Origin of the sequence: Stenotrophomonas sp. NA06056, from assembly GCF_013364355.1 — a bacterium.
GTDB lineage: Bacteria > Pseudomonadota > Gammaproteobacteria > Xanthomonadales > Xanthomonadaceae > Stenotrophomonas.
This window is the reverse complement of sequence record NZ_CP054931.1, coordinates 2,932,700-2,953,001: the sequence shown is the minus strand read 5'-3', so window position 1 is coordinate 2,953,001 and position 20,302 is coordinate 2,932,700. Positions and strand designations below refer to the sequence as shown.

Below are 20,302 nucleotides of genomic sequence, written 5' to 3'. Positions count from 1 at the left end.
CGGTTCAACGCCATCGCGCGCGCTGCTGCCTCAACGTTGCAGTGCGCACCGTCCTGGTGCTTCGGGCAGTGCTTCGTCGGCCACCACCACGCGGTTGCGGCCTTGCCGCTTGGCCGCATACATCGCCGCATCGGCGCGCGCCATCAGCCGTTCGTAATCGGGATGCCCATCGTGTCCGGCCACGCCGATGCTCGCGGTCAACCCCAGCGTCTGTCCATTGGGCAAGGTGATCGGCGATTGCGCGATCTGCCGGCGCAGGCTTTCGGCGATCACCTCCGCCTGCGATTCGCTGGCCGCCACCAGCACCACCACGAACTCTTCGCCGCCGTAGCGGAACAGGTAGTCGCTGCCGCGGGTCTGCTGGCCGAGCAGAGCGGCCACGTGCTGCAGCGCGCGGTCGCCGGCGTCGTGGCCGTGGCCATCGTTGATCGCCTTGAAATGATCCAGGTCCAGCAGCAGCAGCGAGAATGGCGTGTGGTTGCGCGTGGACAATTCGATCTCACGGCGCAGCACGGTCGGCAGGAAGCGCCGGTTGAGCAGATTGGTCAACGCATCGCTGCCCGCATCCAGTTCGCCGATGCGTTCGAACAGCAGGGTCATCAGGTTGCGGATGGTGGCGAGGTCTTCCCGGATCATCGGCAGGGCCGTCAGCCGCCGCGCCGGATCTTCATCCGTGGCGCGCTGCAGGCTGCTGTCGATGCGTGTCATCAGCTTCCCGACCTGCTGTGTTTCGCTGCTTTCGCCGAAGCTGGGAATGCCCTTGTGGGTGAACCACAGGCCGAACTCCGAGGTCGCCAGGCTCGCGTTGTCGGCGCCTGTCGCATGGCCAGCGAGGGTGTACAGCAGGCTGTTCTCCCAATCCAGCAGCAGGGCACGCTGGCGCTCGCGCTCGGTGCTGACGTTCTGCACCAGCGAGAACAACCGGTACGCCGCATCGGTGCGCGACGAGCGCTCACGGGCGTGCGTATAGGCCAGGGTCATGCCTTCCATAGCGATGTCCATGATCGCGCTGAGGCAATCGATGGCAGCGAAGGCGGTGTCGCTGTCAGTGGCGTCGGTGCGCAGGCGGACGAACAGTTCGTGCTTGAGCACACGCGCACCGCGTGTCACCAGGTCAACCGGAATGCCGACCCGCGCATGTACATCGCCGATCACCCGCTGTGCGGCGACCGTGGCGGCGACTCCATCCGCATCGGTGGTCAGCAGTTGGGCCAGCCAACGCTGCATCGCCGGTTGCAGGCGCTGCTTGACCTGTTCATGCGACAGGAAGCGGCGCGCCCGCGTGTCCTGCAGCAGCACCTCGTAGAAGCGCTGCGCCAGCGTCGGCGGTGCATCAGCGGCCACGGCATGCAGCAATGCGGCGGCGGCGGGGCCGGCCTGCAGCAGGCACTGCTGCCAGGCCTGGGCCAGCGGTTGGCTGGCTTCGTCCAGTTGGGGTGTATCCACGTCGATCTCTAGCGGCGCACAACAGACCACGGTATCGGCCGCAGCTGTCGGCGGTTGATGGCAGGTTAGCCAGCCAGTTTAAGCGCCATGCAGGGCGAAAAACGCGGACAAAGCACATGCCAGCCGACGCCGCAATGCGTTGACGCATTTGAGAATCACTCGCATTTGTGGAAAAATGACGGCAGGAAGTGACCTGCGGGCATCCCGCAGTGATCGTTCCGCCTCCCCCCGTCGCCGCCTCGTGCCCTATGCCAGAGGCTTCCGCTGCCCTGCCAGAAGGTCCAGAACATGCCTGCACACACTCATTCACCGCGCCCGCTGGCGCTTGCCGTGGCCGCGCTGCTGGCTGCGGCTGCGGTCACCGCACATGCGGAAACCGATGCCACCGATATCGATACCGTGCATGTCACTGCCTCGCAGATCGCGCGGCAGGCGCTGGGTACTTCCACCATCACCGCTGAGGACATCGCCAAGCGGCCGCCGGTCAACGACATCGCCGAACTGCTGCGCACGATGCCCGGCGTGAATCTGACCGGCAACAGCGCGTCGGGCCAGTACGGCAACAACCGGCAGATCGATCTGCGCGGCATGGGCCCGGAAAATACCCTGATCCTGATCGACGGCAAGCGCGTGGGCGCACGCGACGCAGTGCGTATGGGCCGCAGCGGCGAGCGCAATACGCGCGGCGATACCAACTGGGTGCCGGCGGAAATGATCGAGCGCATCGAAGTGCTGCGCGGCCCGGCGGCGGCGCGCTATGGCTCGGGTGCATCCGGCGGCGTGGTCAACATCATCACCAAGCGCCCGACCGGCGACCTGACCGGTGCGGTTGACCTGTACGGCCTGGTACCCGAGCACAGTGCCGAAGGTGGCAGCGAGCGCGTTGGCCTGCAGCTGAGCGGGCCGATGAGCGACACGCTGTCGTTCCGGCTGTACGGCAACCTCAACAAGACCGATGCCGATTCGCTGGATCTCAACCGCACCTTCGCCACCGCCGCCAACGCGGTGCCGCCGGCGGGCCGCGAGGGTGTCAAGAACCGTGATGTCAACGCGCTGCTGCGCTGGGACGTGACCGCCAACCAGGTGGTCGAGTTCGAAGCCGGCACCAGCCGCCAGGGCAACATCTATGCCGGCGACCGTGCGGTCAGCACCACCGGAACCTCCACCGGCGTCGACCTGGCCGCGCTGGCCGAGCAGCAGGCCGAGACCAACCGCATGTACCGCAGCACCGGCGCGATCACCCATCGCGGACGCTGGGGTGATGTCAGCTCGCGGCTGACGGCAGCAGTGGAAGGGGTCAACAATTCGCGCATCAACGAAGGCCTGGCTGGTGGCCCGGAAGGCAGCTTCAATGGCGCTGACTGGTCGACCTCGCGCCTGCGCAACTACCAGCTGGACGGCGAAGTGAGCTTCCCGACCACGCTTGGCGGTGCCGGGAATGTGTGGACGCTGGGCTTCGAATACCTCGACAGCCGGTTGACCGATCCTTACTCCATGAGTCAATCCAGCAGCAGCGGTGGCGGCTTCCCGGGCCTGTCGGCCGATCGTGCACGCGGCAAGGCCGATGCACAGACCACCGCCGTCTACGTGGAAGACAACATCTACCTGGGTGAGCGCTGGATCGTGACGCCCGGCCTGCGCTTCGACCACCACAGCCAGTTCGGTAACAACACCAGCCCGAGCTTCAATGCGCAGTTCCGTCTCAACAGCGATTGGGTCGTGAAGGGCGGCATCGCCCGTGCATTCAAGGCACCGAACCTGTACCAGTCGAATCCGGATTATCTGTATTACACCCGCGGCAACGGCTGCCCGAATGCGTTGCCGAGCCTGGGCGCTGGTTGCTACATGCGCGGCAACGCTGACCTGAAGGCGGAAACCAGCCTGAACAAGGAGCTGGGCGTGGAATGGGCACCGCAGAGCGGCTGGCAGGCCTCGCTGACGTACTTCCACAACGACTACAAGGACAAGATCCAGGCCGGCTACGACCAGATCGGCCTGACCGCTGATGGCCGCGGCCGCATCTTCCGCTGGGAGAACGCACCGAAGGCGATCGTGCAGGGCCTGGAAGGCAACCTGGTGATTCCGCTGCTGGGCGAGCAGGGCAGTCGCTTGAAGTGGAGCAACAACTTCACCTACATGGTGGAGAACGAGAACAAGACCACGCGCCAGCCGCTGTCGGTGATTCCCAAGTACACCGTCAACACCATGCTGGACTGGCAGGCCACCGAGCAGCTGTCGCTGCTGCTGACCGGAACCTTCTACGGCAAGCAGGAGCCGGCCACGGCCAACATCAACAACGACCCACGCTGCACCGGCAGCTGCGATGCGTCGATCGCACTGCAGACCCGCGGCGCGTACAACGTCTGGGGCGTGAGCGCGCGTTACAAGGTGACCGACACGGTCAGCGTGGGCTTCGGCGTCAACAATCTGGCCGACAAGCGCCTGTTCCGCGAGGCCAACAGCAGCGATGCCGGTGCGGCGACCTACAACGAACCCGGCCGCGCGTACTGGGCCAGCCTGCGTTTCGGGTTCTGATCCGCTGCGTTCGCCAGGCATGGCCTGGCGCTACCGCAGGCGGGAATGTCACACCGGTAGCGCCGGAACATGCCCGGCGGCATCGGCCGTGCACGCCTGCAATGTTATAAACACCGTGATAGTTTCCCAACGCCCGCCGGCGTAGCCTGCCTCCATCGCAAAGGAGCTGTTGCCATGGGTCACGACCACGATCACCTGCCATCCGAGATCCGCCACGAGAAGCCCTTGTGGTGGGCGCTCGGCCTGACCTCCACCTTCCTCGTGGTGGAGGTGGTCGGTGCGTTCTGGACCAACAGCCTGGCGCTGTTGTCCGATGCCGCGCACATGGCCACCGACACCCTGGCGCTGATGATCGCGCTGGTGGCCGTGCGCCTGAGCCGGCGCCCGCCGGATGCGCGCCGCACCTACGGCTATGCACGCCTTGAAGCCCTGGGCGCGATGATCAACGGCGCGATGCTGTTCGTGGTTGCCGGCTACATCCTGTGGGAAGCCATCGGTCGCTTCCGCCAACCCCAGGAGATCGCCTCCACCGGCATGCTGGTGATCGCTGCGGCCGGGTTGGTGATCAACATGATTTCCATGCGCCTGCTGCAGGCCGGCAGTGGCGAGAGCCTCAACGTGAAGGGGGCCTACCTGGAAGTGTGGGCCGACATGCTCGGCTCGGTGGCGGTGATTGCCGGTGCGCTGCTGATCCAGTGGACCGGCTGGAAACCGATCGACCCGATCCTGGCCGTGCTGATTGGTCTGTGGGTGCTGCCACGCACGTACGTGCTGATGCGCGAAGCGGTCAATGTCCTGCTGGAAGGCGTGCCCAAGGGCATGGATGTGGCCAAGGTGCGTGAGCGCCTGTCGGACCACGACGCGGTGCTGGATGTGCATGACCTGCACGTATGGGCACTGGCGTCCAGCACGCCGGCGCTGACCGCACACATCGTGATGCGCGAAGGCGAGGACGCTGATCGCCTGCGACGTGAACTCGGTGATCGCCTGCACGATGATTTCGGCATTGAGCACGTGACCCTGCAGGTCGAAGCCGACCACTGTGGCGAAGCCTGTGGCCAGCCGTCGGCGGCGAAGGACGACGATCACGCTGGGCACGATCATGCAGCGACCGATGCACAGGGTCATCGCGGTCACGTGCATCGCTGAGCGGTATCAGCTCTGCGCTACTTCTTCTGCTCGTCGCGCCGCGAGGCCAGCCGATCCGCGAGCCGGGTCGGCTCGGGCAGGCGATAGCCGCGCAGCGTGCGCTGCACCCAGGCCAGCGCGGTATCGGCACTGACCCGATGCCCGCCGGCGATGAACAGCGGCTTGCAGCGCAGCTTGCTGCGCAGCACCCAGCCGAGCTGCTCGCTGCCATCCATCAACGGCGTATGCGCGCCAGCCTCGGGACCAGGCTCGACGAAGCGGCCAACCAGCTTCGACTTGGCCACGCCGATGCTCGGCAGGTTGGTCACCACGCCCAGGTGTGCGGCGATGCCCAGCCGGCGCGGATGGCTGATGCCGTGGCCATCGACGAACACCAGGTCCGGCGTTCGCGGCAGCAGCGCCAATGCCGCCAGCAGCGCCGGCAGTTCGCGGAAGCTGAGCAGGCCGGGGATATAGGGCATCACGGTGGGGATGCGGGCGATTTCCTGCGCCACCGGCTGCAGGCTCTGGGCGTCGAGCAGTACGGCTGCCGCGCGGGTGATCGCGCCGTCTTCCTCGAAGCCGACATCCAGCCCGGCCAGCCAGCGCACGCTGGTGGGTAGACGGTCCTGGCGCTGCACGCGGGTGGCCAGCTGCTTCTGCTGCTCGCGCGCGGCGCTGACGCTGCCTTGCCAGCGCCCGGGGTCGATCACGGTATTCATCGGCCACAGGATGGCATCCCCACAGCCACGGCGCGGTGAGCGGGCGCCGGGGCTACAATGGTCGCCTGCCTTTCCTCGCGTTGGAGACCCTGCAGTGACCCGTAAACTCGTACTGTTGCGCCATGGCCAGAGCCAGTGGAACCTGGACAACCGCTTCACCGGCTGGGTCGACGTCGACCTGACCGAGCAGGGGCGCCGGGAAGCGGCTGCCGCCGGCCGTCTGATGCGCGAGGAAGGCCTGCAGTTCGATGTCGCCCACACCTCCGTGCTCAAGCGCGCCATCCACACCCTGCAGGGTGCGCTGGCCGAGCTTGATCAGGACTGGCTGCCGGTCAGCAAGTCCTGGCGCCTCAACGAGCGCCACTACGGTGGCCTGCAGGGCCTGGACAAAGCCGAGACCGCCGCCAAGCACGGCGAAGACCAGGTCAAGGTGTGGCGCCGTTCGTACGACATCCCGCCGCCGGCGATGGACCTGGAAGATCCGGGCCACCCGATCCATGACCGTCGCTACGCCGGCCTGGACCGCAATGCACTGCCGGGCACCGAATCGCTGGCCACCACCCTGGACCGCGTGCTGCCGTACTGGCACGACGCCATCGCGCCGCAGCTGAAGGACGGCAAGACCGTGCTGGTCACCGCCCACGGCAACTCGCTGCGCGCGCTGTACAAGTACCTCAACAACGTCTCGCGCGAGGAAATCCTCGAGCTGAACATCCCGACCGGTATTCCGTTGCTGTTCGAGTTGAACGACGACCTCACCGTGAAGTCATTCCGCTACCTGGGTGACCCGGAGGCGGCACGCAAGGCCGCTGAAGCTGTCGCCAACCAGGGCAAGGCGAAGTAGATACCCACCGTCGGTGGGTATTCCTCTGCTGGGTGTGTGCGGACCAACGGTCCGCACCTACCCGATTGCGATCACGGACGTTCCCCCTGTGACCTTTGGCCGGTCCCCACCATCGCCGCAGCGGCTACGCTGGACGATTCGCCGTTGGAGACACGCCATGAATGTCCGCAATCTTGTCCCGCTGGGCCTGACCATCGCCATCGCCGCCTCGCTCGCCGCCTGTGGCAAGAACGAGACCGCGCCCGCTGCCGACGCTGCCAAGCCGGCGTTCGACCAGTCGCAGATCAAGACCGCGCTGATCTCGCTCAACAGCGCCGACCTGGATCCGTCCATCGCCGCATGCGCCGACCTCAACGGCTTCGTCAACAGCAAGTGGCTGAAGGCCAACCCGGTGCCGGGCGACCAGACCACCTGGGGCAGCTTCGAGATCCTGCGCGAGCGCTCGCTGGAAGTGCAGCACGCGCTGGTGCAGCAGGCTGCCGCCAGCCAGGCCAAGGCCGGCTCGGTGGAAGCCAAGATCGGCGACATCTGGAAGACCGGCAACGACGAAGCGAAGATCGAGGCCGCCGGCCTGGCGCCGCTGCAGCCGACGCTGGACAAGATCACCGCGCTGAACGATACGGCCGCCATCACCCAGTACCTGCGCGACAGCCAGGCGCAGGGTCAGGGCGCGCTGTTCTCGCTGTTTGCCAACGCCGACTACAAGGATTCGGCCAACGTCATCGCCTACGTCGGCCAGGGCGGCCTCGGCCTGCCGGAGAAGGGCTATTACTTCGACGAGTCGCAGGCCAAGATCCGCGACGCCTACGTTGCCTATATCGCGCAGGTGCTGACCCTGTCCGGCGTTGACGCCGCGCAGGCTGCCGAACAGGCCAAGGCGGTGATGGCGTTCGAGACCCGCCTGGCCAAGGCCTCGATGTCGCGCATCGAGATGCGTGACCCGGCCAAGCGCTACAACCCGCTCAGCGCCGCCGACGCGGACAAGCTGACCCCGAACTTCAGCTGGACCGCGCTGTTCGACACCCTGAAGGTGCCGGCCGCGCAGAAGTTCTCGCTGGCCCAGCCGGGCTTCTTCAGCGAAATGGACAAGATGCTGGCCGACGTGCCGGCCGCCACCTGGCAGTCCTACCTGCGCTTCCACACCATCGACGATGCCTCGCCGTACCTGAGCAGCCAGTTCGAGAAGGCCAATTTCGAGTTCTATGGCAAGACCCTGCGCGGCCAGCAGGAAATGCAGCCGCGCTGGAAGCGCGTGCTGGAGTCGGTCAACGGCGGCATGGGTGAAGCCCTCGGCCAGCTGTATGTCGACGCCGTGTTCCCGGCCGAATCCAAGGTGGCCATGCAGCACCTGGTGGAGAACCTGTCGGTGGCGCTGAAGGCCCGCCTGGAGCAGCTGCCGTGGATGGGCGAAGAGACCAAGAAGAAGGCCCTGGAAAAGTGGGCCAGCTTCACCCCGAAGATCGGTTATCCGGACAAGTGGCGCGAGTGGACGGGCCTGCAGACCAACGGCGACAGCTACCTGGGCAACATGCAGGCCGCGCGTGCGTTCAACTACCGCTACATGCTGGACAAGGTCGGCAAGCCGGTGGACAAGACCGAGTGGGGCATGACCCCGCAGACTGTCAACGCCTACTACAACGCCACCAAGAACGAGATCGTGTTCCCGGCCGCCATCCTGCAGGCGCCGTTCTTCGACGCCAAGGCCGATCCGGCGCTGAACTACGGCGGCATCGGTGCGGTCATCGGCCACGAGATGATGCACGGTTACGACGACTCGGGCAGCCAGTTCGCTGCCAACGGCAACTTTGACAACTGGTGGACCGACAGCGACCGCAAGGCCTTCACCGAACGCACCGACCAGCTGGTGGCGCAGTTCGACGGCTACGAGTCGGTGCCGGGCGTGTTCGTGAAGGGCAAGCTGACCCTGGGTGAGAACATCGGTGATCTGGGTGGGCTGACCGTGGCATACGACGCACTGCAGATGGCGCTGAAGGAAAACCCGAAGGCGAACGTTGAGGTTGACGGTCACAGCCAGGATCAGCGCTTCTTCATGAACTGGGCCACCGTGTGGCGTCGCAACTTCACCGACGGTGAGCTGCGCGTGCGCTTGAACACCGATCCGCACGCACCGGCCAACTTCCGTGCCAACGGTGCGCCGTCGAACATGCCGTCGTATGCCGCGGCGTTCCAGTGCAAGGCCGGTGATGCGATGGTGCGCGCCGACGACAAGCGCGTGGTGATCTGGTAAGCGATCGCATGTGGCCGTAATGCAGAAGGCCCGGCGAACGCCGGGCCTTCCTGTTTCCGCCTGCCTGCAACGGCATCGACCGCAATGAATGCGCTAGGATGCGCACGCCCTGCACAGGGCCCAGGGACGGCCATGAGCATCAATCCATACCAATCCAGCAACACATCACCTGCTGCCGTGGTCGCACCGATGCCGGCGTGCGGGCACCGTCGGCCCCTATGGCTGGGCATGACCATTGGCGCGATCGTGCCCTGGGTGGGCCTGGTGGTGGTGCTGATCGTGTTCGCGCTGACCCTTGGCAGGACCCCGTACTACCTCGGCCTTCTTCGCGCCGTGCTGCCCGAGATCGTGGTGTCGATCACGCTGGCGGTGCTGGCCTGTGGCCTCTGGATCGGCTTGCTTCGCTGGCGTCGACGGCTGGGCTGGGTATCGGTCTGCGTCGGCGCTACGTTGATCGGCGGCATCATGCTGATGCTGCGGGCCGCCTGGCCGCCGGAAGAGGGCTACCTGGATATTCTGCTGATGGACCTTGGTTGGGGGCTCATCTTCTGCTTCCCGGTGGGCGGCTTCTTTGGATTGCTGGGCGGGATTGCCTTCAGTGCGATGGCGGGCATTCCGTTGAGGTCGCGCGCCCGCGGCAAGCGCCCCTAGGGAAGTCCGACGGCAATCTCCGGGCAGTGCACCTCAGAGCAGCGCAGGCTCGTGCTTGAGCATGCCGTGAAAGCGCTGCAGCACGTAGGGATCGACCAGACCACCGGCCTGCTCATCAAGAATCTGCAGCACCGTTTCATGCTCCATCGCCGCGCGATAGGGGCGTGCACTGGTCATCGCATCGTAGGCATCGACAATGGTGACGATGCGAGCGCCCAGCGGAATGTTCTCGCCCTGCAGGCCATCGGGATAACCGCTGCCGTCGAACGCTTCATGGTGCGCGCGGATCAGGCGAGCGACGGGTGCCGCATCGCTGCGGCCGGTGGCCAGGAAGATGTGTTCGCCACGTACTGGATGCTCGCGCATGATCGCGCGCTCTTCATCGCTGTGCCGACGCGGGCTCAGCAGTACGTCATCGGGAATGCCGATCTTGCCGATATCGTGGAAGCGCGCAGCCAGACCGACCTGCGCGCAGGCTTCCTCATCCAGGTCGCAATGCAGGGCAAGGTGCTGTGCAAGAAGGCCCACGCGGTCGCAGTGGTGGCGGGTATAGGCATCGCGCATCTGCAGCGACATCGACAGGGCGTCGATCAGGCAGGCCTGCGCGTGCAGGAGGTCGGGAGGTCTGGGCAGGGGCATCGGAACTGGCGGCGCGGCGAAGGCGCGCAGGAAACGGAAAGGCCCGCGAGAGCGGGCCGGGGCGGCGCATAGGGTACCCGCATCGGTGTTTCGCGGGACGCATCGACCGTATTGCGTGGGGTCGTGCGTTCAGTCGTGCAGCGTGTCGTCGCCCCGGCCGCGTCGGCAACCGGGGCGGCCTGGCTCAGCCGGTGGTCTGCAGGTGGATGCGATGGGCTTTGGCGAAGGCGTCCTGCGCATCGCTCAGGGTCTGCATGTCTTCGTCCATCTTGGTCACGGCCTCGTCCAGCGTCTGCAGCAGCGGGGTGACCTGTTCTTCGCTGTAGCCATCGGGCAGCGCGGCCAGCTGTTCCATCACCGCGAACATCTGTTCGGTGCTCTTCAGGGAATCGAGCAGGTTCTGGTGCAGTGCATCGGCGTCCTTGCCATGGGTGAACTGTTGGACGAAGACCAGCCGGTCGGCAATTTCCTTGTGCGCGTTCTTCAGGCCGAAGCGATGCTGCTGCATGCTCTTGCCGTCCTGCAGCGACGCATGGAAGGACTCGCCGTTCGGACCGTTGGTCCATTGCTCGACCATGCTGACCGTGCCGTTCCAGCTGGCGACATTCTCAAGCAGGTAATCGCGGTTGCTCATGCCGCTGTGGCAGGCGGCCAGCAGGCCCAGGCTGGTGGCCAGCAGAAGGGGGGCGAAACGATTCACGGCAACACTCCTTGTCGCGGGCGCAGGAAACGGAAAGGGTGCCGGTCTGCCGCCCGCGGCGGATCGGCACCTTGGAGATCAATCAGCGCAGGGCCAGGGTCAACAGCAGCGCGCGTGCGGCATTGAAACGGTCTTCGGGCAGCGGCAGCGGATGCTTGACGCGCAGCTTGTCCGGACCGTCCATGGCGTAGAGGTTCGGTTGTTTCTGGACCAGCTGGATCACCGCCATCGGATCGATGTTCGGTTTGGATTCGAACACGATGCGGCCACCGTTCTCGCCCAGGTCCAGCTTGCGGATGCCCAGCGTGTTGGCCTGCAGCTTCAGTTCGGCGATGGCGAACAGGTTCTTGGCCGCATCCGGCAGCAGGCCGAAACGATCGATCATCTCCACCTGCAGCTCGCGCAACGCCTCGCTGTCGCGCGCGCTGGAAATGCGCTTGTACAGCGTCAGGCGGGTGTGCACGTCCGGCAGGTAGTCGTCCGGAATCAACGCCGGGACATTCAGCTCGACCTCGGCGCCGCGTACTTCGTCGCCGGCATCCAGGTCGGGCAGATTGCCTTGGCGGATGCTGCGCACGGCACGTTCCAGCAGTTCGGTGTACAGGCTGAAGCCCACTTCGGCCATCTGCCCGCTCTGGTCTTCGCCCAGCAGTTCACCGGCACCACGGATCTCCAGATCGTGGGTGGCCAGGGTGAAGCCGGCGCCCAGTTCGTCCATCGAGGCGATCGCCTCCAGGCGCTTCTCTGCATCCGGGGTGATCGAACGACGGTCGGGCACCACCAGGTAGGCGTAGGCGCGGTGGTGCGAACGACCGACGCGGCCACGCAGCTGGTGCAGCTGGGCCAGGCCGAAGCGGTCGGCGCGGTTGATGATGATGGTGTTGGCGTTGGGGATGTCGATGCCCGATTCGATGATCGTGGTCGACAGCAGCACGTTGAAGCGCTGCTTCTGGAAATCCAGCATCACCTTTTCCAGCTCGCGCTCGGGCATCTGCCCATGGGCGATGCCGATGCGCGCTTCGGGTACCAGCTCGGACAGCTCGCGCTGCATGCGGCCGATGCTTTCCACGTCGTTGTGCAGGAAGTACAGCTGGCCACCGCGTGCCAGCTCGCGCTGGAAGGCCTCGCGCAGCAACGCGTTGTCCCACTGGGTGATGAAGGTCTGCACCGCCAGCCGGTTCGGTGGCGGGGTGGCGATGATCGACAGATCGCGCAGGCCAGCCATGGCCATGTTCAGCGTGCGCGGAATCGGCGTAGCGGTCAGGGTCAGCAGGTGCACGTTGGCACGCAGCGCCTTCAGTGCCTCTTTCTGGCGCACGCCGAAGCGCTGCTCCTCGTCGACGATGACCATGCCCAGGTCCTTGAACTTCACGTCCGGCTGCAGCAGGCGATGGGTGCCGACGATCACGTCGATGGTGCCGGCGGCGACCTTCTCCAGCTCGGCCTTGATCTCCTTGGTGCTTTTGAAGCGCGACAGCACCTCGACCTTCATCGGATAGTCGGCGAAGCGGTCGCGGAAATTGCGGTAATGCTGCTCGGCCAGCAGCGTGGTCGGCACCAGCACCGCCACCTGCTTGCCAGCGCTGGCGGCAGCGAACGCGGCGCGCACGGCCACTTCGGTCTTGCCGAAGCCGACGTCGCCACAGACCACGCGGTCCATCGGCTGGCTGCTGGCCAGGTCACGAAGGGTGGCATCGATGGCGGCCAGCTGGTCGGGGGTTTCCTCGAACGGGAAACCGGCGGCGAACGGCTCGTACATCGCGCGGTCCACGTGCAACGCCAGACCGGCACGGGCCTGGCGGCGGGCCTGGATCTCCAGCAGTTCGGCGGCCACATCGCGCACCTTCTCGGCGGCCTTGCGCTTGGCCTTGCTCCACTGCTCGCCGCCCAGCGAATGCAGCGGCGCGGTCTCGGCCGAGGCGCCGGAATAGCGGCTGATCAGGTGCAGCTGCGCGACCGGCACGTACAGGCGGTCGCCCTTGGCGTATTCGATTTCCAGGAACTCGCCGGGCATGCCGCCCACGTCCATCGCGATCAGGCCCCGGTAGCGGCCAACGCCATGGTCCTCGTGCACGATCGGCGCGCCTTCGGTCAGCTCGCCCAGATCGCGGATGATCGCTTCCGGCTCGCGACCGGCACGGCGCGTGCGCCGGGTGCTGCCGGCGCGCTCGGGGAACAGCTGGCGTTCGGTCAGCACCGCGATGTGCGGCGCATCCAATGCGAAGCCGTCTTCCAGCGGTGCCACGGCAATGGCGAAGCGTTCGTCGCTGGCCAGGAAGGACAGCAGATCGGCCACCACCGGCGGCTTCAGCTCGGCAGCCTGCAGCACTTCCAGCAGGGCCTCACGACGGCCGGGTGAATCGGCGGCAATCAGCACGCGGCCAGGGTAATGGCCGAGGAAGGATTTCAGTGCATCAGCGGCCGGCGCTTCGCGCGCGGCCACCGGCAGTGGCGGCAACGGCTGGTCGCCGAGCGCATGCGCGTCGGCGATGCGGGCGTGATCGGCAGCCCAGACTTCGATGCGCGGGGCGTCGTTCAGGCGCTCCCGCAGCAGGTCCGGAGACAGGTACAGCGCCGACGGTGGCAGCAGCGGCCGTTCAACATCGTGGCGGCGTTGCTCGTAGCGCTCGCCGGTCTGCGTCCAGAAGGTCTCTGCTGCTTCAGCGGCGCCGACACAGACCACCGGCAGGCTGCCGGCAGGCAGGTAGTCGAACAGGGTGGCGGTGCGCTCGAAGAACAGCGGCAGGTAGTACTCGATGCCGGCCGGCGCCAGGCCCGATTTCAGGTCCTGGTACAGCGAACTGCGGCGGGTGTCGACATCGAAGCGCTCGCGCAGGGTGGCCAGCACCCGGGCGATGCTGGCATCGTCCATCGGTACTTCGCGGCCCGGCAGCATGTGCACCGACTCGACCTTGTCCAGCGAGCGCTGGCTTTCCGGATCGAAGGCGCGGATCGAATCGATGTCCTCGTCCAGCAACTCCACCCGCAGCGGCTCGTCGGCTCCCATCGGGTAGACGTCAAGCAGGCCGCCACGCACGGCGAAGTCACCCGGGTCCATCACCTGCGGCACGTTGCGGTAACCGGCGCTTTCGAGGCGACGCTTCTCCGCTTCCAGGTCCAGGCGCTGGCCAACTTCCAGATTGAAGCTGCCGCCGATGACGTAGCTGCGGGGGGCAAGCTGCTGCAGCAGGGTCTGCACCGGCACGATCACCAGGCCCCGCTTCAGCGTGGGCAGGCGGTGCAGGGCCGACAGGCGCTGCGAAATGATGTCCGGGTGCGGGCTGAAGCGGTCGTAGGGCAGCGTTTCCCAGTCCGGGAACGCCACCACCGGCAGGCTCGGGTCGCCCCCCAGCAGGGTATGCAGGTCCGCTTCGAGCTGGTTGGCACCGTGGTTGTCACGGGCCACCACCAGGACCGGGGCGTCATGCGTGCGCGCTGCCTGGGCCAGGTACCAGGCCAGGGCAGTGGGCGATGCGGGGGCGCGCCACCAGGCGCGGAGCTGGCCGGCACGGGGCAGCGGCGGGGCGGGGTAGGGAGTACGCGACATGAACCGCAGATTTTAGCAGAAGCCCGATCGAAGCCCGCTGGGTAGTGCCGGCCGCTGGCCGGCAGCCTCATGATGCTGCGGGGTATCGGTGGAGCCGGCCAGCGGCCGGCACTACCGCAATGCGTGCCGGGCAGGGCCCGGCGCTGCCGTCAGTTGTCCAGTTCCAGCACCATCCGCACCAGGCCTTCGGCCCCGTTCGGGTGCGGTACCGGCTTGAAGCCCAGCGAGGCGGCCAGCTGCTTCATCGGCTCGTTCTCGGCGGCGACATCGCCATACAGGCGGTCCAGATACTTGCCACGGCCCCATTTCACCAGCTTGCGCATCAGCTGGCGGCCCAGGCCCTGGCCGATCAGGAACCGGCTGATCAGGATTGCGTACTCGGCTTCACGGGTGCCGGGAATGATCGAGGCACGGGCCACCGCGCCGACCACGGCCTCACCGGCCGGCAGCGACTCGGCGGCGACCAGGGTGATCTCGGTCTTCGGGTTGGGGTGGGTCAGGCGCTGGGTGGTTTCCGGCGACAGTTCGGTTACCGACTGCAGGAAACGGTCGCGGATTTCTTCCGGCCCGAACAGGCTGAAGGCGGCCTGCAGCGGCGCGCCATCTTCCGGGCGGATGGGGCGGATCAGCAGCTCGTGGCCGCTGGGAGCCTTGAAGATCTCATGCCAGGGCGGCATGCGGTTGCGAGTGGCCATACCGGGTGATTCCTTGGTGGTCCATCGATTGTGTCATCACCGGGGCTGCATTCCGTGAACGAAAGGCTCACGGTCGTACAGCCTCGTGAAGGCGCCTATTCGGCCGTCTTCAGCCAGTCCAGGCGGGTGCTGGCACCGGGTTCGCCCAGGTGCTGGCGCAGCGCCGGCAGCGCCGGGCCGACCACGCGGTCGAACTGCCAGGGCGCATTGAGCACCAGCATGCCACTGCCGTTGAGGCGCAGCGGCGAGTCGTCCGGGCGCACCAGGAACTCGATGGTCACGGCCGACTTCACCGGCAATGCGGCGGCCTTGCGCAGGAAATGCAGGATGGTGCGGCGCTGCTTGATCGGGAACCAGACCGCACAGGTCGCCTGCGGCCAGCGTGCCAGGGTCTCGGCCAGCGCTGCCAGGATCGCCTGGTACTCGGCGTCCTGGGCCTCGTAGGGCGGATCGATCAGGACCAGGCCGCGACCGATCTTGGCGCCGTTGGCCTTGGGCGGCAGCAATGAGCGCAGCAGCGCGTAGCCGTCACCGGGGTGTACGCCGACGCGGCTGTCATGGGCGAACAGGGTCTTCAGCGAAGCGGCTTCGTCCGCCTGCAACTCGCACACCGCCATGCGGTCCTGCGGGCGCATGGCCTGCGCGCTGAGCAGCGGCGAGCCCGGGTAGCTGATCATCGCGCCCACCGGATTGTCGGCCTGCACGGCCTTCAGGTAGCGCTCGACCACCTCCGGCAGCTTGGGCTGGGCCATCAGCCGCATGACCCCGGATTCGGCTTCCAGGGTCTTGCGGCTTTCTTCGCTGGCCAGCAGGTAACGGCCGGCGCCGCCGTGGGTGTCGAGCACGAAGAACGGGCTGTCCTTGCGCTTGAAGCTGTCGATCAGGGCCAGCTGCACGATGTGCTTGAGGACATCGGCATGGTTGCCGGCGTGGAAGGCGTGGCGATAGTTCATGGGCGGCAGTGTACGGGGCAAGGGCCGCAGCGGCTATGCTGCGCGCCATGACAGCGCCTGTTACCCATGTCCTGGTGGTCGAAGACGAAGCTGCCATCGCCGAAACCGTGCTCTATGCGCTGCGCAGCGAGGGCTATGCGGCCAGCCATTGCCTGCTGGGCGGGCTGGCCCTGCAGCAGCTGCAGGCCGGCGATATCGACCTGGTGGTACTGGACGTGGGCCTGCCGGACCTCAGTGGTTTCGAGGTCTGCCGCCGGCTGCGGGCCCTGCCGGGGCCGGTGGCGCAGGTGCCGGTGATCTTCCTGACCGCGCGCAACGACGAGCTCGACCGCGTGCTGGGCCTGGAGCTGGGGGCCGACGACTACATGGCCAAGCCGTTCTCGCCACGCGAGCTGGTGGCGCGGGTGCGCGCCCGTCTGCGGCGTGCCACACCCGCTCCGACCGCCCCGGGTGCCGAGAGCGGCTGGCAGGAGCACGGTGCCTTCGCCATCGACCGCGAAGGCCGCCGCATCCGCTTCCAGGGAAGTGCGCTGGACCTGACCCGCTATGAATATGCCGTGCTGGAGGCGCTGCTGCAGCGCCCCGGCGCGATCCTCAGCCGCGCCCAGTTGATGGACCGTGGCTGGGACAGCGCCGCCGACAGCGCTGACCGCACCGTCGACACCCACGTCAAAACGCTGCGCGCCAAGCTGCGTGCGGCTGGCGCCAGCGGTGAACCGATCCGCACCCATCGCGGCCTCGGCTACGCCCTGGAGGTCTGACGCGTGCGTCTGGTCCTGAAACTGTTCCTGGGCTTCTTCCTGATCGTGGGCATCGCCGCGTTCTTCGTGATGCGCGTGTTCGTCAATGAAGTGAAGCCCGGCGTGCGCCAGGCGATGGAGTCGACGCTGGTGGATGCGGCCAACGTGCTGGCCGAGATGGCCGCGGCCGACGTCAAGGCCGGCACCATCCGCAATGGCAGCTTCACCCGCAACCTGGCCAAGGCCCGGCAGCGCGACCTGAAGGCGATGGTCTGGCGCTTCCCCAAGCGTGCATTGGACTACCGGGTGACGATCACCGATGCCAAGGGCATCGTGATCTACGACTCGCTGGGTCGCGACGTGGGTCGCGACAATTCGCGCTGGAACGATGTCTATCGCACTCTGCGTGGCGAGTACGGTGCGCGCTCCAGCCCGGAAACGCCGGGCGATGACAGCAATACGGTGATGCACGTGGCCGCGCCGGTATACGACCCGGTCGATGGCAACACCCTGATCGGCGTGCTCAGCCTGGCCCAGCCCAACCGCAGCATCGATCCGTTCATTGCCGCCAGCCAGCGCGCCATCATCGAACGTGGCGCGTGGCTGATCGGCCTGTCGGCACTGGTGGGCGTACTGGTGACCATGTGGCTGACCAATGGCCTGGGCCAGCTCAGCCGCTATGCACGGGCGGTCAGCGCCGGCGAACCGGTGCCGCCACCGAAGCGGCGCAACGATGAGATCGGCGAGCTTGGCCAGGCACTGGAGACCATGCGGCGCAAGCTGGAAGGCAAGGCGTACGTCGAGCAGTACGTGCAATCGCTGACCCATGAGATGAAAAGCCCGTTGGCGGCGATCCGCGGTGCAGCCGAACTGCTGCAGGAGCCGATGGCCGATGCCGACCGTGCGCATTTCGCACGCAGCATCGTCGACCAGCAGGAACGGCTGACCGAAACCATCGACAAGCTGCTGGCGCTGGCCGAGGTCGAGCAGCACGGTTGGTTGCAGACCCGTGATCCGATCGCCTTGCCCACACTGCTGAAGGAAGTCGCGGCGGCGGCGCAGGTTCGCGCGCAGGCCGCAGGTGTCGAGCTGCTTATCGACGAGGTGCCTGATCTGCGCGTGCAGGGCGATGGGTATCTGCTGCGGCAAGCGCTGCACAACCTGATCGACAACGCCGTTGCGTTCTCACATCCCGGCGCACAGGTGCAGTTGGACGCACAGGTGGATGGGCAGGGTGTACGCCTGCAGGTTGCCGACCGGGGCGCGGGCGTTCCCGATTACGCACGCGAGCGCGTGTTCGAGCGCTTCTATTCGCTGGCCCGACCCGGCACCGGCCGCCGCAGTTCCGGCCTCGGCCTGCCCTTCGTGCAGGAAGTGGCGCGCCTGCATGACGGCCGCGCCAGCCTGCAGCCGCGCGAAGAAGGTGGCACCGTGGCCAGCCTGTGGCTGCCGCTGGCGATGCCGGGTCAACGGCAGCGGCGCTGACTTCACACTCGCTTCAAATTCGCCACAAACCCTGCTCACCGCAGCGGTCCATCCTGCAGTCCTCTCCAACGAGGACGGACGATGAAATCCCTGAAGATGCTGCTGCGGTTCGCCATTGTCGGCGGCCTGATCCTGCTGCTGCTGATCCCGCTGTTCCTGATCCGCGGCGTCATCACCGAGCGCAGCGCCTATCGCGAAGAGGCCTATTCGCGGGTGGCCGAAAGCCGTGCCGGCACCCAGCGCGTGGTCGGGCCGGTGCGCGTGGTGCCCTGGTCCAAGCGCGAGCTGGTGGAGGTGGTCGATGCGCAGGGCAACAAGAAGACCGAGCTGCAGACCACGCAGGGTTACTGGCTGCAGCCGCCGGCCACCCTGCAGGTCAGTGGCGAACTGCTGCCGAGCCAGCGCTCGGTCGGCCTGTTCAAGGTGCCCGTGTACAGCTGGAATGGCCAGCTCAAGGCGACCTTCAGCGAGGATGACTACCCGGAGCACGATGGCACGACCTATGGCAAAGCCTACATCGCGCTGGGCGTGTCCGATGCGCGCGGCCTGGTCGGTACACCGAACCTGCGGGTTGATGGGCAGCAGGTCAAGCTGCTGCCGGGCGTGGCCGGCGCATCCGCATTGGGGCGTGGGCTGCATGCACCGATCACCGGCATCGCCACCACCGGCGGCACCCTGGCGGCCAGCAGCGTGGAGCTGGAGCTGCAGCTCGATGGCAGCCGCTCCCTGTCGGTGGTGCCGGTGGGTGATGACAATCAGATCGCGCTGCGTTCCAGCTGGCCGCACCCGTCGTTTGCCGGTGCGTTCCTGCCGAACGAGCGGCGTGTTGATGCACAGGGCTTCGATGCACGTTGGGCCGTGTCCTCGCTGGCATCGGACGCGCAGCAGCGACTGCACGAGGGCGATGATCTGGATGCGCAGGCGGTGCAGGTCTCGCTGGTGGACCCGGTCGATACCTATACCCAGGCCGACCGCGCATCCAAGTACGGCGTGCTGTTCGTGGTGCTGACGTTTGTTGGTTTCATCCTGTTCGAACTGATCAAGTCGCTGCGTATCCACCCGCTGCAGTACCTGATGGTCGGCCTGGCGCTGGCGATCTTCTTCCTGCTGCTGATCAGCCTGTCCGAGCACATCGCCTTCTGGCAGGCCTACCTGGTCTCCGCCCTGGCCTGCATCAGCCTGCAGGCGGTGTATCTGGCCAACGTGCTGGGTCATTGGAAGCGGGGCCTGGGCTTTGCCGCGATGCTGACTGTGCTGTATGGCGCGCTGTATGGGCTGCTGGTGTCGGAAAACAACGCACTGCTGATGGGGTCGCTGCTGCTGTTCGTGATCCTGGCACTGGCGATGTGGGTGACCCGCCGGGTCGACTGGTACGCCCTGGCCGAGCAGAAGTAAGGAGCACGCCATGGGTTGGCGCCAAGGATTGCAGCAACGGGCACGGCAGGGCATTCCCGCCCTGCTGGAAGTGGATGCGCTGTTGCAGGCCCATGGGGTACTGGCGGCCTTGCCGGGGGCACGGATCGCGCCCGGCCTGGTCCGCTTCCAGTTGGCCGCCGTCACCTGCGAGGGATTGCAGCGGCGTGGGCTGGACTGGTTGCGGGAGGCGCGGCAAGGACGCGGTGCACTTGCAGGCAGGGTGCCGCGTTACCGGCCATGGAAGGCCGGGGCGGCAGCATTGTCGGAGATCGGCATCGACGGACTGCCGTCGGACTGGCCGGAGCATGCTGCGGTGTTCGGCTGCAGCAGCATCGACCAGCGGCACTGGCTGTTGTTGTTGCCCGAGCGCGCGCAGTTGTGGCTGGGGTGGAAGGGTTGAGGGTGGGGGTCATCCACGCATGGCGTGGATCTACTGGACCTCTGGTGGGTGCGAACCTTGGTTCGCACGCCTCTGCCCTGCCCATGACCGATGGGACGGGGGCCACGCGCCCCGGCTGGCTAGACTCGACCGGTTGATGATCGAGCCGAAGGG

General features: G+C 66.6%; 16 protein-coding genes. 9 read left to right on the top strand and 7 right to left on the bottom strand.

Translation table 11 applies throughout. The features are described from left to right. Window positions 1-30: 30 nt before the first annotated feature. Entirely contained in the window at window positions 31-1,446 is a 1,416-nt protein-coding gene (locus tag HUT07_RS13240) for a GGDEF domain-containing protein (protein WP_176021317.1), read from the bottom strand. A 288-nt stretch (window positions 1,447-1,734) separates the two neighbouring features. On the opposite strand from HUT07_RS13240, the gene HUT07_RS13235 reads away from it, so the two are divergent. Further along, a complete protein-coding gene (locus HUT07_RS13235) occupies window positions 1,735-3,981 on the top strand; it encodes a TonB-dependent siderophore receptor (protein ID WP_176021316.1) in 2,247 nt (748 codons plus the stop codon). Window positions 3,982-4,155: 174 nt separating this feature from the next. Next, the gene (locus tag HUT07_RS13230) at window positions 4,156-5,130 is read left to right on the top strand and encodes a cation diffusion facilitator family transporter (protein ID WP_176021315.1); all 975 of its coding nucleotides are present in this window, start codon (window positions 4,156-4,158) and stop codon (window positions 5,128-5,130) included. Between the two features lie 17 nt (window positions 5,131-5,147). Here the strand turns inward: HUT07_RS13230 and nfi are convergent, their stop codons facing one another. Continuing rightward, entirely contained in the window at window positions 5,148-5,831 is a 684-nt protein-coding gene (gene nfi, locus HUT07_RS13225) for a deoxyribonuclease V (RefSeq protein WP_176021314.1), read from the bottom strand. Between the two features lie 94 nt (window positions 5,832-5,925). Between nfi and gpmA the strand changes: the two genes are divergently transcribed. The 3 genes from gpmA to HUT07_RS13210 all read left to right on the top strand — a co-directional run bounded on the left by gpmA (window position 5,926) and on the right by HUT07_RS13210 (window position 9,574). Further along, window positions 5,926-6,675 (top strand): 2,3-diphosphoglycerate-dependent phosphoglycerate mutase, encoded by a 750-nt coding sequence (gene gpmA, locus HUT07_RS13220; protein ID WP_089239721.1) that lies wholly within the window; start codon window positions 5,926-5,928, stop codon window positions 6,673-6,675. A 157-nt stretch (window positions 6,676-6,832) separates the two neighbouring features. Next, window positions 6,833-8,923: a M13 family metallopeptidase gene (locus tag HUT07_RS13215; RefSeq protein ID WP_176021313.1), complete on the top strand. Its 2,091-nt coding sequence runs from the start codon at window positions 6,833-6,835 to the stop codon at window positions 8,921-8,923. Window positions 8,924-9,151: 228 nt separating this feature from the next. Further along, window positions 9,152-9,574 (top strand): hypothetical protein, encoded by a 423-nt coding sequence (locus HUT07_RS13210; protein ID WP_176021312.1) that lies wholly within the window; start codon window positions 9,152-9,154, stop codon window positions 9,572-9,574. Window positions 9,575-9,607: 33 nt separating this feature from the next. Here HUT07_RS13210 and HUT07_RS13205 read toward each other — a convergent pair whose 3' ends face one another. The 5 genes from HUT07_RS13205 to rlmJ all read right to left on the bottom strand — a co-directional run bounded on the left by HUT07_RS13205 (window position 9,608) and on the right by rlmJ (window position 16,108). Continuing rightward, window positions 9,608-10,213, bottom strand: coding sequence for an HD domain-containing phosphohydrolase (locus HUT07_RS13205; RefSeq protein ID WP_176021311.1), 606 nt, complete (start codon window positions 10,211-10,213; stop codon window positions 9,608-9,610). A gap of 184 nt (window positions 10,214-10,397) precedes the next feature. Then, window positions 10,398-10,913 (bottom strand): hypothetical protein, encoded by a 516-nt coding sequence (locus HUT07_RS13200; protein ID WP_176021310.1) that lies wholly within the window; start codon window positions 10,911-10,913, stop codon window positions 10,398-10,400. Window positions 10,914-10,995: 82 nt separating this feature from the next. Continuing rightward, entirely contained in the window at window positions 10,996-14,460 is a 3,465-nt protein-coding gene (mfd, locus tag HUT07_RS13195) for a transcription-repair coupling factor (RefSeq protein WP_176021309.1), read from the bottom strand. A 149-nt stretch (window positions 14,461-14,609) separates the two neighbouring features. Continuing rightward, a complete protein-coding gene (locus HUT07_RS13190; protein ID WP_025879325.1) occupies window positions 14,610-15,155 on the bottom strand; it encodes a GNAT family N-acetyltransferase in 546 nt (181 codons plus the stop codon). A 95-nt stretch (window positions 15,156-15,250) separates the two neighbouring features. After that, entirely contained in the window at window positions 15,251-16,108 is an 858-nt protein-coding gene (gene rlmJ / locus HUT07_RS13185) for a 23S rRNA (adenine(2030)-N(6))-methyltransferase RlmJ (RefSeq protein ID WP_176021308.1), read from the bottom strand. 35 nt (window positions 16,109-16,143) lie between these two features. Between rlmJ and creB the strand changes: the two genes are divergently transcribed. From creB to HUT07_RS13165, 4 genes are all read left to right on the top strand, one after another. Beyond that, entirely contained in the window at window positions 16,144-16,869 is a 726-nt protein-coding gene (gene creB / locus HUT07_RS13180; protein WP_176021307.1) for a two-component system response regulator CreB, read from the top strand. Between the two features lie 3 nt (window positions 16,870-16,872). Next, window positions 16,873-18,333: a two-component system sensor histidine kinase CreC gene (gene creC / locus HUT07_RS13175; RefSeq protein ID WP_176021306.1), complete on the top strand. Its 1,461-nt coding sequence runs from the start codon at window positions 16,873-16,875 to the stop codon at window positions 18,331-18,333. 81 nt (window positions 18,334-18,414) lie between these two features. Next, a complete protein-coding gene (gene creD, locus HUT07_RS13170; protein ID WP_176021305.1) occupies window positions 18,415-19,728 on the top strand; it encodes a cell envelope integrity protein CreD in 1,314 nt (437 codons plus the stop codon). 10 nt (window positions 19,729-19,738) lie between these two features. Further along, the gene (locus HUT07_RS13165) at window positions 19,739-20,149 is read left to right on the top strand and encodes a hypothetical protein (RefSeq protein ID WP_176021304.1); all 411 of its coding nucleotides are present in this window, start codon (window positions 19,739-19,741) and stop codon (window positions 20,147-20,149) included. Window positions 20,150-20,302: the final 153 nt, after the last annotated feature.

Excerpts from the sequence above, each read along its gene's own strand:
- rlmJ (WP_176021308.1), bottom strand. The coding sequence starts at position 16,108 with ATGAACTATCGCCACGCCTTCCACGCCGGCAACCATGCCGATGTCCTC.
- HUT07_RS13230 (WP_176021315.1), top strand. The coding sequence starts at position 4,156 with ATGGGTCACGACCACGATCACCTGCCATCCGAGATCCGCCACGAGAAG.
- creD (WP_176021305.1), top strand. The coding sequence starts at position 18,415 with ATGAAATCCCTGAAGATGCTGCTGCGGTTCGCCATTGTCGGCGGCCTG.
- creB (WP_176021307.1), top strand. The coding sequence starts at position 16,144 with ATGCTGCGCGCCATGACAGCGCCTGTTACCCATGTCCTGGTGGTCGAA.
- HUT07_RS13210 (WP_176021312.1), top strand. The coding sequence starts at position 9,152 with ATGACCATTGGCGCGATCGTGCCCTGGGTGGGCCTGGTGGTGGTGCTG.
- HUT07_RS13190 (WP_025879325.1), bottom strand. The coding sequence starts at position 15,155 with ATGGCCACTCGCAACCGCATGCCGCCCTGGCATGAGATCTTCAAGGCT.
- HUT07_RS13165 (WP_176021304.1), top strand. The coding sequence starts at position 19,739 with ATGGGTTGGCGCCAAGGATTGCAGCAACGGGCACGGCAGGGCATTCCC.
- nfi (WP_176021314.1), bottom strand. The coding sequence starts at position 5,831 with ATGAATACCGTGATCGACCCCGGGCGCTGGCAAGGCAGCGTCAGCGCC.
- HUT07_RS13205 (WP_176021311.1), bottom strand. The coding sequence starts at position 10,213 with ATGCCCCTGCCCAGACCTCCCGACCTCCTGCACGCGCAGGCCTGCCTG.
- HUT07_RS13215 (WP_176021313.1), top strand. The coding sequence starts at position 6,833 with ATGAATGTCCGCAATCTTGTCCCGCTGGGCCTGACCATCGCCATCGCC.
- mfd (WP_176021309.1), bottom strand. The coding sequence starts at position 14,460 with ATGTCGCGTACTCCCTACCCCGCCCCGCCGCTGCCCCGTGCCGGCCAG.
- HUT07_RS13235 (WP_176021316.1), top strand. The coding sequence starts at position 1,735 with ATGCCTGCACACACTCATTCACCGCGCCCGCTGGCGCTTGCCGTGGCC.